The organism is Paenibacillus sp. J22P90 (assembly GCF_059692195.1).
This window is the reverse complement of sequence record NZ_JCAUAY010000001.1, coordinates 561,191-573,272: the sequence shown is the minus strand read 5'-3', so window position 1 is coordinate 573,272 and position 12,082 is coordinate 561,191. Positions and strand designations below refer to the sequence as shown.

The following is a 12,082-nucleotide window of genomic DNA, read 5'->3' as shown; positions in this document are numbered from 1 at the left end:
TCCTCGTATTCCGTATCTCTCTAACTTTATAAATAAATTGTGAGAAAACTGTGAGAAGACTAGAAAATTTATATCTCCTCACTTCACCAATAGATCAATATTCATACTCCGGTTTTAAAAGTGATAAGAGTTCCTGATCATGGTTATATCCAACCAAAGGATTGTTATCAAAAAGCATTGTAGCTCCTTCTTTACGATCAAATGCTGGCCATTTCGGCAGATTATCCGTACTTGGGTCTCCGGTTTTCGCAAAATTAATCCATGCTTGGCTCATACGCTTTTCCAATGTTTTAGCTTCGTTACTGTCGCCAATTGTACTTGCCGATTTAACTATATTATGAAAAACAAATGGTATTTCTGCCCCGTGATTCGCAAGAAACCGTCCAGGTGCAACGGGAGACTCCCATGTGAACATATAGGCATAGACTGGCGCACCACTCTGATCTGCTTTATGGGACATAATCTTCAGGCTAGGCATACGAATCAAAGTATCGACGTAAAGAGCATCGGCTTTTGTCTTATACGGATAGGCTTCCAAAAATTTATTCGCTATCTCCCCTGCTTTATCTCCGTATTTTTCTTCCAATTTTGCGTCTACCTCTTTCTCACTCCAGGTCGTCTTATTTCCAGCCTGAGTTCCATTCGAATTTCCCATAAGGCTGAAGGCCTCCCACTCATTCAAATTCGTACCAATCATAAGCGGAATGTCTTTGCCTGCCTCTGCGAAAGAATCTTCTGTTACAGCGTTGGTAGGCATATAATCACCATCTACAACTGGTTCCCATTCCATAGCAAAACCACCAAATGGTCCTGGAATACTAAACTCGTTAGCTACCTGTTGAAGTGCCAGATTAGACTGTTGAGTCAGTTTTTCATAACCCACATTCTGTAAATCTTCGAAATTATCCTTTGTGATGCCAAGATTCTTTAGTGTCAACTCTGTTACCCGTTTGCTTGCCTCTTCTGATGTGAACTTTAAACCAACAGTCTCTGTCGTACCGCTTTGTACGATTCCCTTATGGAATAGTCCTTTTGCATATGGAGTCGTCATAAGTGCTAAAACCTTAGCTCCACCACCTGACTCTCCAAATACGGTAACATTAGCTAGATCCCCACCGAACTGCTCGATGTTGTCATGAATCCACTGTAGTGCGTCTACAATATCCATAATTCCAACATTTGCAGAATACTTATATTTATCTCCATAATCAGAAAGATCAAAGTGGCCCATAATATTCAGCCGGTGATTGACAGAAACAACAACCACATCACCATTACTGCTCAGATTCTCTCCATCATAGGTTGGACTGGTACTAGAAGCCCCTGATGCAAATCCACCACCATGCAGCCATACCATAACAGGTCTTTTTTCTTTATCACCGATGCCAGGTGTCCAGACATTTAAATTCTGAGAGTTGTTGTCCATAGTTGCACTACCCGAACCATCTGAATATCTTGCAAAGCCTGATCCTCCCTGTAAGGAGATGGGTCCATATGCAGATGCAGCTAATACACCTTCCCACGGTGTAACAGCTTCCGCCGGAACAAAGCGCTCCGTTGCCTGTGCATAAGGAACTCCATGATAGGTATAAATACCGTTACTCACATATCCCTGAATAGTACCTGCCTGTGTCTCAACGAGAGCTGTCTCCCCCATCTGTTCTGTTCCTTTTACAGCGGCCTGTTTAAACATAAAGGCAGCTTCCGCTCGGGTCGCATTAACTTTGGGTTCAAATTTGTTTCCGACCTTTACATTCACTACATCGTTCTCACCGCCCCAAGACACTGCACTGGATGCCGATGATGATGTGTTATTCATATCAGCAAATGTAGCTGTTCCGGCTGGTGCAGGACTATTTTTATACCGCCAAAGGATGGTTATTAGTTGTTCTCTCGTTATTGGATCATTCGTACCAAAAACATTATTTCCGTATCCACTTACGATCCCATTCTGATTTGCCCATGTAACGGCCTCGCTATACCATTCGCCGCTCTTCACATCCGTAAACGAAGATGTCCCTGTTACGGCAGGACTGCCGCTTGCACGATGTAACATCGTGACAACCATTGCACGACTTAACTCTGAATTAGGCGAGAACGCCGTCTCAGAAGTGCCAACCATTAATTCGTTTCTCACGCAATAGGCCACAGCTTCGGCATACCAGTCATTTGTTCGTACATCCGTAAATGTGCTTTTGCTTGCAGCGAGTTGTACGATATCTGTGCGAGCTGTTCCAGATGAATTATTCTCAGCTGCAGTACTGATTGATGCGACGGAGAGAACGAGCGTAGTCACTAACGTTGCTGCCACAATTCCTTTTTTCATTATGATATCTCCTCATGTTTTAATTGAAAATTGAAATTTTAAGAAGCGGCAGTAGTAACTTGTTTGTGTAAGCCAGCTCCTGAAACATGCATTGATTTTAATTTTTAAATGTGAGAAAACTGTGAGAAAACTAGCATATTTTCGATATGCCTCCTATTCCAACTAAATGTAAAAAAAGAAAGTGGCGAAATAAAATCGACGCCCCTTTCTTATTCATCTATATGGCACTTAAACCAGAATGTAGTAAGCCCTTTATCACAATCAACACCGTATGTCATTTGGTGAGCTTTTAAAAACGTACTAACAATAGATAGTCCAATTCCTGTTCCTTTTTTACGCCCTCCATGATGTTGACTGCGTTGGTATCTTTCCCAAATAACTTCTCGTTCCTCCACTGGAATAGGGTCACCTGGGTTAACTACAGATACCTTTACTACCTTGTCTGTTTTTTCTAAGATAACCGATATGATCCCTCTATTTAAGGTATGGTTAACAGCATTATTTAAAAGGTTTCGCATGACTTGACTGATTTTTAATGCATCCACAATAACAGGTATGTCGGTTATGTCTGTCTCTAGCTTTATTTGAATTTCGAACTCGTCTGCATTCTGCCCGCTACGGTCCACTTCAGACTCTACAATCTCATAGAGATTATAGCGTTCTAAGTTAAGTTGGACATATCCAGCTTGGACCTGAGAATAGTCCATGATATCACTGACCATTTCACTCATTCGTCCTGCTTCATTTATGATTAAGTCAAGATCGTTTGTACGTTTATTATCATCTTTCCAGTTTATATCTCGAACCATTTCAGCATACCCTTGGATTAATGCCAACGGTGAGCGTAACTCATGAGATACATTGGCTATAACTTCTTTACGCAGAATATCGACACGTTGTAAAGCTTTACCCAAATCTGCTACTGAATTGGACAATTGTCCTAGTTCATCGTTCATGAGAAGGTTCGGTGTTGCATGTAAGTCGCCTTTTGCCAGCTTGTCAACCGTATTCTTAATAATACGAATGGGTTTTACAAAGTGTCGTGATAGTAATGCCGCTAGCGCAGCAGCTATTATCGTCAAAACAACACTTAACATAACAAGTTGATTTCGATTTATACTTAAGACCGTTTGAAGTTGGTCAAGTGAATGAAACAAAAATATAGTTGCTTTTTGGCCATTATAAGTCACTGGAATTCCAGTTTCGAGAGCAATCGGATTAGAAGAAGCGCGAATAATTTTATTATAGGAATTTCCGTGTAAAATTTGTTCATATTCGGTGGTCTGCATGATATATTTTACAATCGCTGTCATCTGGTTCAATGACTCTGAATCCTCATATTTATGACCTAAGTTGTAAAAGGCAATTACCTTTGCATGACCATCAGCTAATACCATTTTCCCATTTGCTGCCTTGCTAAGAGACACAATTAATTGTTCGTTCTGGGCAAGATCTACTTCTTCAACATCATTCAAGATAGGTTGCATCCGACTTTGCACGTCCGCTACAGTTGCAGCAATAAAATTTTTCTCAAATAGAGAAATTTGAGCAACCCACATGAACGCTATCGCAAATACCACCAGCAGCATCATAATAAGCCATAAACGTATTACAATTTTGGATCTTATAGATGAATTTTTACATTTTTTGATTATATTCAAATTTATATCCGACTCCCCATATCGTTTGGATTAATTTGCGATAATCCCCTAAATGTTCGCGTAAAGATTTGATATGCGTATCAACTGTTCTAGGATCACCGTAATAATCATACCCCCAAACCTTGCTTAGAAGTCGCTCACGGCTGAGAACAAGGTTCTCATTGTGTGCCAGAAATAGGAGAAGGTCAAATTCCTTAGGCGGCAGGTTAAAAGATTTTTCTGCTGCTGTTACTGTCCTTGAACCAGGCGATATGCAGAGCTCACCAAAAGCCAACTTGTCACTGGCTTTGTTACCAGTACGTTTAAGTACTGCGCTAATCCTTGCCATTAATTCCTTTGGACTAAACGGTTTAACCAAATAGTCATCGGCTCCAAGATTGAAGCCTAGCAACTTGTCATATTCCTCGCTGCGAGATGTCAGCATGATGACGGGAACTTGACTTTCTTTTCGTATTTCCGCTAATGTTTCAAACCCGTCAAGCCCCGGCATCATCACATCCAGCACGACAATATCAAATTGTGTGCAATCTATTTTATTTAATGCTACTTGGCCGCACTCTGCTTCTTCACATTTAAAATTATCTAATTCAGCATAAGTGAGCACTAATTTTCGAAGATAAACATCATCATCAACAATCAATAATTTAGGCATTATGATCCCTTCTTTCGAGAACTATAATTTAGAATTAAGTTGTGAGAAAACTGTGAGAAATGCTCGAAAAAGCCAAGATTTTTTAGTTTTATATTAATCAACTCGGCTATTCCTTTATTATGCAACACGTAAAAGTGCAAACGGTATCTCATTCGTCTCAAATTAATGCCTATTCCTATCATTTAGATTCAATAACTGTTCTAATGTGAGAAAAAGGCTCGCCACTTTACACAGTGGCGAAGCCTTTTAATTAATAAGATTAAATACCCTGTAAATAATTACTGATGACTGCGCTCTAGTTGCATTATCTTTAGGTGCAAAACTATCGTTACTAACACCCTCAATAACGCCAATTTTCTGCATGGCTACTACAGCATCTGTTGCATATTGTGATATTTCAGAGCTATCTGCAAACTGTCTTACTGTTGCATTACCGCTTATTTTTGCATTTAACAATTGAATTGTCCTGTTGATCATGACGGCCATATCTTGTCTCGTTATCGAATCATTGATACCAAAACTGCCATCATCTTTACCATTCGTCACGCCTAATTTTTCCGCTGCCGCAATTGAGCTATAGTACCATTCACCTTGTTTAACGTCAGTGAGTGTGCTAACAGCACTATCATCATTTAAGTCAAAAGCTTGCATAAGAATCTTAATAAATTCCGCTCTGGTCACGTTATTATTAGGTGCAAAGATATTATCACTTACCCCGTTGACGACCTCTCTAGCTGCCAACTCTTCAATGCTTGCTTTCGCCCATTGCACATTGGCAATATCTCGGAAGCTAACATCGTTATACAACGTAACATATTTTCCTGCTTGGTCCGTATGGAAAGAAACCTTTCCAGCTGCTGCATCAAATTTACTGTTCTTAATCACTTCAAGCTTTCCGTCTTCATTAATAAAGTAAACGACAACCTTACCGGCGTCTTTATTGGCATCATTTAGTTTGTAATCCCATGTTACTTTGATATTTGTGGCATTTAGATTACTTAGTTCTCTTCCATCGACACTTAAATGGATATCATAAACTGGATTACTTCCAATTACATTCGATACATCCTGTGAAAGCCCACTCGCATCTTCTTTCTTTATGGAAAGTTGAACGTCTGTGGTTGATCTTTCAATCATATCCATGGGTAAAGACACATTTGCTATGCCTGTTTCAATAGTAATTGCCTGAATGCCTTGATTAGTCGCTAATAGAATTAACTCTGATGGAATCGTAATCGTAGCTTCGCTTGCATCTTTAGGAAGAGTTGTTGTGATTGTAGCTGTACCATCCTTGACTTGCTCAAGGGCACTCTTCATTTCTGTTTCTTTAACGATATAGCCAGTTGCTGGGGTTGTTACTTCTGTACCTGCATCAGGATTTCCAGGATTTCCAGGATTTCCGGGAGGATCAACTGGATCTACTGGAACTACTGGATCTGTTCCTGAACCTGTAATTGTAACAGATACAGCCTTGCCAACCTTATAGTCAGAGTCCAGCATTGAGTTAATCACAGGCTCGCGGATAATCTCGACAGAATCTAGCGTTACCGCTGCTGTACCAGGTGCTTTCGCTTTAAATGTAAAAGTACTTAATGGGACATCAGCCCCGGTTACCGTTGGAGTCCCCTTAGACTTTGAAAACCCCAGAGATATTCTATTGTTCTTAGCAATGATATTCGCGTTACCATCGGATATATCGGATTTTGCCGATACATATTCGACTTGGTTCATATCTACTACAAGGACTACTTCATACGCAAATAAGTTATCTACATTCTGGCTCTTTACCGCCACCTGAAATTCTTCTCCAGTACTTACACTGGAGGTACCTGATTCTATTGAAAAGGATGGGGTAATAGCAGCAAAAGCTGTACCCGTGAAAGCAAGTGATGAAACAACTATAGTATTGATCAATAGCCATGCAACTATTTTTTTTCTCATTGATAACACCTCTCTACTATTAGATAAGAGGGTAGTCTATCTACCCTCTTACTTCCTGCAATGCCACACCGCGTGCAGGGATCTGCACGCGGTGCAAATATTTAATATACCTTAGTTATTCACATACTTTCTTACAATATAGGCCATGTCAAAAAGCCCGATGCGACCGTCTTCATTAATGTCGGCAATCTTTATTCTATCCCAACCGCTGTCTCCTGCTTTTACGCCGTAGTTGCTATTGATGATGCCAAGGTCACCTATTCCATATCCCGGCAAAACATCTAGTATATTTCCATTAATAGTCAGGTTCTTGTTTGAACTTGCCGAAGTGACATTCCCCGCTCCATCGGAGATGGAACTGGTGATTGCAATCGTGCTTCGTCCATTGGATGCCAAAGATTTGAATTGGACATTCAAGATGTCTGCACTACCATTGATTGCATTTTGTGCTCCCAGGCTAGCGATGATAAACCTCACTTTTCCTGCTGCATTATCCACAATTTTTTCTTGAATAGCTGTCTTGTCACTGTCAATCTCCTGCGCATCCACAAAGGTAACCTTAGTAGGATCATAAGTGATGGTTACATCCTGGGCTGTTACGTTTGTCACACCGGAAATCGCGTAGACCAAGTTGAAGTTATCGTTATGCCCTGCCAGATAGGTTCCTTTAATAGAAGTCGTGGAGGATACAGTTACAAGTACGTTAGCTTTAACTGATGAACCGGCTACTGAACCCGATACTGTAAATGTTCCACTTTTTGCGTATAATTGCGGGTCAATGTTATCCCAAGTGACATTTACCATCGGGATTGTTCCATTACTGTTTATTGCTTGAACTGTTGCAGGAAGCGTAGGTGCCGTTCCTGCTTGTGTTGCTGCATAGGCTGAAACAAAACCAGTAATCGTATCTGTAGCATTAAATAGCGGTGATTGGAATTCGCTAATCGCTGGTGCATGCATAGCATCGTTTACTGTTTCAACGACGATTTCGTTTGGAACAGTTAAATTCTGAACGATTCTGATATCTTTTGAGGATGCTGCTGCATATACCACATATGTTCCTGGCTCAACAACCCAAGCTGAGCGTGCTACATCAAAGGATGCAAGGGATCTTGCATTCAGTTTCATGTTGAGCGTCTCAGTCGCGTTTGCTGCTAAATCACCTGTTTTCGCGAAGCCTTTCAATTCTTTAACAGGTTTTTGCATGGTTTTTCCTGGTGCTCCAACATACAACTGCACACTTTCCTTACCTGTTATATTACTTGTATTTTTAACATCAACGCTTGCTGTAATCTGGTCTGATGCATTTCTGATTGTACTTGAGCTCAGTTTCAAGTTGCTGTAGTTAAATGTTGAGTAGTTTGTACCATAACCAAATTCGTAAGATACCGGAACATTAAATGTATCATAATAACGATAGCCTACGAAGATGCCTTCACTGTACGTATTACCTGTAGTAGGTCCAAAGTTAGCCGCAGCTGGTGAATAAGGCTTGCTTGGATCATTATTATAGTTTCCTGAAGCAGCGATAGGCCATGAATCCGTCAATTTTCCTGATGGATTAGCTGCACCCGTCAGCACCTTCGCAATCGGTAATCCTGTTCCTTGTCCAGTTTCATTCACCATAATAATGGCATCTACTTTATTTTTCCAGCTTTCCATTTCAATCGGAGCACCCATATTCAGAACTACCACAAAAGCTTTCCCAGCAGCCTTCGTTTGAGTAGATGCCTGATCGATCAGATCTTGCTCTGCTTGGCTCAATCTATAAGCACCTAATGCATCCCCGTTATCTGAACCCTCAGCAGAGCCCCTGCGAATTGTCATTACAACAGTATCTGCCTGTGAGACCATACTTGCCACTTGGTCGTTAGTTGGCCAAATCTCATTTATAGCAGGATCTCCTGAAAAACCGGTAACAGCAAGAACGCTAGCACGTACACGGGTAACGATATCGGTTGAGTTAATAACAGTACCGTTCGTATATACACTAGATAAAGCCGCTGGTAACTGCATAGTGCCAGTTACGTTAGCATTCGTACTGCCGCTTCCAGTTCCACCTCTAACGATATTAACGTTACCTGTACCAAGTGCAAGAATATTTCCATTAGTAATCGGCAATGCAGGTTTGTTGTTAATCTTGTCATTCTTCAATATTGCCATAGAATCAATTGCAATTTTTTCTGCTATCACATTATTTGCAGCCTTATATGGGTTAGATAACCCTAATGGTTGACCTTTAAAGGTTAGAGATTTAACTACAAACTCAAGGATTCTTCTTACCGAAGTGTCAAGTTCAGCCATCGTAAGGAAACCATTGTTAACTGCATTCGTAATACCAGTGACAACATTGGCAGTTCCTGGCTGTGCACTGTCATTGCCTGCCTTGACCATATTTGCATATGCGTTTCCACCGTTAAGTTGACCAGTAAGGCTTGTCGTGTAGGGAGCATTGCCGTATCCCTGATAGTCTGACATTACAAATCCCTTGAATCCCCAATCATTTCTAAGAACAGTTGTCAACAGATCATGATCTTGAGCAGCACTGACACCGTTAATCTGGTTAAATGCAGTCATTAATGTCCAAGGCTGTGACTCTTTTACTACCGTTTCAAAAGGAGCTAAATAGATCTCACGCAGTGCTCTCTTGCTAATATTTGTAGGCAGGTTGGTTCTACCGTTTTCCTGTTCGTTGCCAACAAAATGCTTTAAGGATGTTCCTACACCCTCAGATTGAACACCATTGATTTCTGCTGCAGCCATTTTCCCTGTAAGATATGGATCTTCAGAATAATATTCAAAGTTTCTTCCATTACGAACATATCTATGAATGTTAACACCTGGCGCAAGAATGATATCAGCCCCAAAGTTGTACATTTCCTTGCCCCACGCTACACCCATGTCCTCCGATAATTCAGGATCCCATGTTGCTCCTCTTCCCGCAGCATTAGGCCACCATGTTGCATCTCTGTCATATGGTAGACCAGTAGCAGCATCAGTACCTGTTCGAGTAATCCGGACACCTGCAGGTCCATCAGCCCATGATGTAGCTGGAATCCCTAATCTAGGATTAGCTCGGCTATAGAAAGCCTGACCAGGAAGCCTTCCTCCACCACCATTTAGAAGTGTTGCTTTTTCAGTCAAAGTCATCTGACTGATAACTTTCTCAATCGTATCCGCAGCCAATACTTTAAAAGTAGGGTCGTACGGATAGCTTACATCTAGTATGGCGCTAGCCGCTCCAGTTGCAACAGAAATTGCTTTAATACGAACTGCATTATTACTTACTAAGCTACTATTAATTACAATTGGACCTGTATATAATGTGCTGCTTGTTGTTGGGTCACTTCCATTTGTCGTGTAGTAAATGCGACCGCTCGGTGTAGTACTTGTCAAAGTGATCTTTACTTGATCTCCAATGGTTGATCCCGTTGCAATATCGGCAGTTGGTGTAGTTGCAGTTATAACGTAGGCAAATGAAGCCACATTACTATTAAGCAACCCATCTGCCACAGCAATTGCTCGAATTGTCTGGGTTGAGCTTACAGAAATTGGTGATACATATAAAGTGCTTGACGTTGTTGGCGTTGAACCGTCTGTTGTATAATAGATTCTTGCACCAGCTCTTGTAGTGGCCAATGGAACCGTTTGTGTCGTGTTATAAGTATTTGGGGTTCTAGTAGTCGTTACAGCAGGCACTTGAGCAGTCGCACTATAGGTGTATGCGAAGGAAGCAATACTGCTGTTGGCAAGCCCATCTCTTACTGCAATTGCTCTGACAGTCAAAGGTAAATTCGCAGTTTGTACAGCATACACGGATCCATAGACGGAACCTAAAACTGAACTCGCTGTAGTAGGTGTTGACCCATCAGTTGTATAGTAAACTAATGCACCAGGCGTAGGAGTAGTCAACGTGAGATTAAAATCGCTAGCAATTGCCCCTGCAGCGACATTTGCGGTGATGTTTTCCACAGTTGTCAATCTGGTAAATACCATGGAATCAATTCTTGTATAGAAATTAATATCTGAAGTGATCGCAGCAGTTAATACTTGGTCACCTGCAGTCAAATCGAAATATTGGGTAGATGTAGTGCCAGTAGCTGGATAATTAAAAGAAGTCAACGTGCTCCCATAACCATCCTTTAAAATTATTAATGAATTTGAGTTACCCTGGGAAAGGTTAAAAACAACCCTGTACAATCCCGGTGTCGAAACACTGATAGGAAAACTCGTTACCTCGGTGCCACCTGGTACAGTTCCCGGAACTGGTGTTCCAGCGGCATGCGCAACCTGTCCAAACCCTGAACCGAACAACATGGTTATCATTAATGTAGCCATTAATATGATCGATGTCATTCTTCTGAAATTCTTACTCATTTCTCTTTCCTCCATTTCATAGCTTTACATATTTTGATAGCTGCAACCTTGTAACGTACAACTTTCAAAACCACGCTTTAATCACTCATAGATGCTATTTCGAACCTTTAACTACACGGTTTTATGATTTTTTCGCCCCCCTCCCCTATCATTCACGTTTAACTTTATGTACCGAATCCTGTATTTGGTGCCAAGACAACCCGCTTCCCTTTCCTTTCCATCACCTATTAAGCAACCTCACCACCACCTGCCTGTTGCTTGTATTTGTATTATATAACCACGACTTTTGAACTAATATAAGCATTCAGACTTCTGGTTATAACGATTCAGACTTCCTGTCTATCGACAAAAAAAGACAAAAAGAAACCACCTTACGATGGTTAGTCGCTTGGTGGCTGTAAAATTCACTTCTTCGCTGTTATCTGGTTATCGTTTGCACCGTTTGGTTGCCAGCCGCATCTCTTGCCCATACGGTAGTCGTTCCACTTCCAATCGTAATGTTTGGCCCGCTTAATGGCGGACCCGCCGCTCCCGATTCAAAATAGCTAGCATCTCGGTTTCCACTCTCGACATTTATTTGCGTAACGCCTACGTTATCCGTTGCTTTAATCGTAACGTTTAGTGGTAGTAGGTTGTTTGTATCATCATATGATAATGTAATTGTTGGTGCCGTAGTATCATTAACATTACAACTTGTAGTTTGCTCAAAATGACCTTCGCCATAACCTGTAAATGTTCCAATATAACCTTCGCCAGGATATTTAAAATAGGAACTTACACGCCAAGAGTTGCCCTTCGTAGAATCATCTCCTTGAACCTGTGAATATAAAATATCCGTTGAATAATTTTCAATGGCATTTTCAGTTGAAGCCACATAGTTTCCATTCAGAAAGAAATCACTGGTCACAATAATTCCGCTAGTGGGATAATAATTGTTTATAACATCCCATTCTTCCACTGGTACTTGAAAGCTATAATTCAGTATCCCGTCGCACGAATTTTCATTATATACGCCTACGGTAGCTGCGTGTGTGTTTGCGGCAAAACTTAACATAAACATGGATGCTAGAGCGAATCCGATACAGGTTTTCTTCATATTATTACCCACCTTCTGCGGCTGGAGTA

6 protein-coding genes are annotated in these 12,082 nt (G+C 41.0%); all 6 read right to left on the bottom strand.

Annotated features, from left to right (window positions below):
* Window positions 1–94 precede the first annotated feature (94 nt).
* The 6 genes from AC58UX_RS02190 to AC58UX_RS02165 all read right to left on the bottom strand — a co-directional run bounded on the left by AC58UX_RS02190 (window position 95) and on the right by AC58UX_RS02165 (window position 12,053).
* Window positions 95–2,326: a carboxylesterase family protein gene (locus AC58UX_RS02190; protein ID WP_497249271.1), complete on the bottom strand. Its 2,232-nt coding sequence runs from the start codon at window positions 2,324–2,326 to the stop codon at window positions 95–97.
* Between the two features lie 209 nt (window positions 2,327–2,535).
* Window positions 2,536–3,987 (bottom strand): histidine kinase dimerization/phospho-acceptor domain-containing protein, encoded by a 1,452-nt coding sequence (locus AC58UX_RS02185; RefSeq protein ID WP_497249269.1) that lies wholly within the window; start codon window positions 3,985–3,987, stop codon window positions 2,536–2,538.
* Window positions 3,965–4,639 (bottom strand): response regulator transcription factor, encoded by a 675-nt coding sequence (locus AC58UX_RS02180; protein WP_497249267.1) that lies wholly within the window; start codon window positions 4,637–4,639, stop codon window positions 3,965–3,967. Before AC58UX_RS02180 ends, AC58UX_RS02185 begins: the two co-directional genes overlap by 23 nt.
* 246 nt (window positions 4,640–4,885) lie before the next feature.
* Window positions 4,886–6,580 (bottom strand): S-layer homology domain-containing protein, encoded by a 1,695-nt coding sequence (locus AC58UX_RS02175; protein WP_497249265.1) that lies wholly within the window; start codon window positions 6,578–6,580, stop codon window positions 4,886–4,888.
* Window positions 6,581–6,691: 111 nt separating this feature from the next.
* Window positions 6,692–10,957, bottom strand: a complete 4,266-nt coding sequence (locus AC58UX_RS02170) for a glycoside hydrolase family 3 N-terminal domain-containing protein (RefSeq protein ID WP_497249263.1) — start codon at window positions 10,955–10,957, stop codon at window positions 6,692–6,694.
* A 418-nt stretch (window positions 10,958–11,375) separates the two neighbouring features.
* Complete coding sequence (locus AC58UX_RS02165) at window positions 11,376–12,053, bottom strand: hypothetical protein (protein WP_497249261.1); 678 nt, start codon at window positions 12,051–12,053, stop codon at window positions 11,376–11,378.
* Window positions 12,054–12,082: the final 29 nt, after the last annotated feature.

Coding starts and splice junctions, on each gene's coding strand:
- AC58UX_RS02190 (WP_497249271.1), bottom strand. CDS start 2,326: ATGAAAAAAGGAATTGTGGCAGCAACGTTAGTGACTACGCTCGTTCTC.
- AC58UX_RS02170 (WP_497249263.1), bottom strand. CDS start 10,957: ATGAGTAAGAATTTCAGAAGAATGACATCGATCATATTAATGGCTACA.
- AC58UX_RS02165 (WP_497249261.1), bottom strand. CDS start 12,053: ATGAAGAAAACCTGTATCGGATTCGCTCTAGCATCCATGTTTATGTTA.
- AC58UX_RS02180 (WP_497249267.1), bottom strand. CDS start 4,639: ATGCCTAAATTATTGATTGTTGATGATGATGTTTATCTTCGAAAATTA.
- AC58UX_RS02175 (WP_497249265.1), bottom strand. CDS start 6,580: ATGAGAAAAAAAATAGTTGCATGGCTATTGATCAATACTATAGTTGTT.